The organism is Piscibacillus sp. B03 (assembly GCF_052246295.1).
GTDB lineage: Bacteria > Bacillota > Bacilli > Bacillales > Alkalibacillaceae > Piscibacillus.
In genome coordinates this window covers 1-1,112 of record NZ_JBQQCO010000089.1, presented here as the reverse complement: position 1 = coordinate 1,112, position 1,112 = coordinate 1, and the positions used below count along the sequence as shown (strand labels likewise).

At 41.9% G+C, this 1,112-nt stretch carries 1 protein-coding gene and 1 pseudogene; both read right to left on the bottom strand.

Annotated elements, in window-relative coordinates:
• Positions 1-332 (bottom strand): annotated as a pseudogene (locus ACTWQB_RS17315) (phage tail protein); the annotation flags it as partial.
• An 11-nt stretch (positions 333-343) separates the two neighbouring features.
• Positions 344-1,112 (bottom strand): phage distal tail protein (locus ACTWQB_RS17310; RefSeq protein WP_443140394.1); only part of this gene is annotated, 769 nt, incomplete at its 5' end.

Genomic DNA, 1,112 nt, shown 5'->3' with positions numbered 1-1,112 from the left:
ACTTCAGCTTCTTCTCCGCGTTTAACAAACGCTCGAATATAACGTGATTCAATATCTCGATCCAATCGTAAAACCACTCGGTCGATTCGATCTAGTGACGCATCAGCCGGTTCATGTGGGCAAGTAATAGAGGCTGTATTGGTATACTCATGCCCTTCTATAAAGGCGCTCCCACTTGCTAAAGTGGTATTCATGGTGTTATCAGCCGACACTTGTAAACCATTAAAAAAGCCGTTCCCTAAAAAGTTTTTAAAGAACTGGCTAAAATCATCTGCTTGATATTGTCGTGGATCGTCTTGTGTACTATTAAAAAATCGATAAAACTCTGCCATAAACTTCCCTCCTACATACCGGTGAACATATCGTGCCAACTAATCGCGGCAATCGCCTGTCTGACACCACGTTCAGCTTGAACTCGAATGTCATTCCGGCCTACTTGTAATTGCCAAAAGTCGCCACTGTGTTCAAAATAACCCATAGCTTTAAATATTTGGTTTCCTCTATGAATCTCGACTCGTTTATGAAGGGGATCGGTATCTATAAATAGGACATCGTTTTCCAGAAGGTTAACATTCACTCGCATGTATTGACCCGTTGTTCGATTTTCAATCATGGGTCGATCAATCGGACCTTGAATGCTAATGGTAACAGGGGTCGCTGTGTCCCCCTCGTTGACTAAAGTTGTAATGTCTCCTTCAATCCCTAGTTCTATTGGAAATTCAAACGGAAATTCAAACGTCCCCTCATAAGCGCGCAATGAACGAGATACTTGACTCGGGTTTCGCCAATAAGGATTCGGGCATTTCCAGGTAATCATGAACGGTTGAAATGGTCGTCTGCCTCGTTCTGGAAACGTAGGGACGCCATCTAAAGCTCCGTAAATTTCTTTCGTATCGCCATCTAAATCCAAAGTGATTTTGCCGAGTCCTAATTTAGGGTTACAAACTCTTAAAATTTTCTTACGATAGGATTTAATATCTTTTAAATCGGTTTTCGTAATCGACCCTTGTAAATCGATATATCTAGGAAGTAGTTTGGTATCAGCGTATAGTTCTCCATCTTGATAAGGGACTGCTTGGCCTTGTAATTCTGCCCCTACTTCACCGATTCCA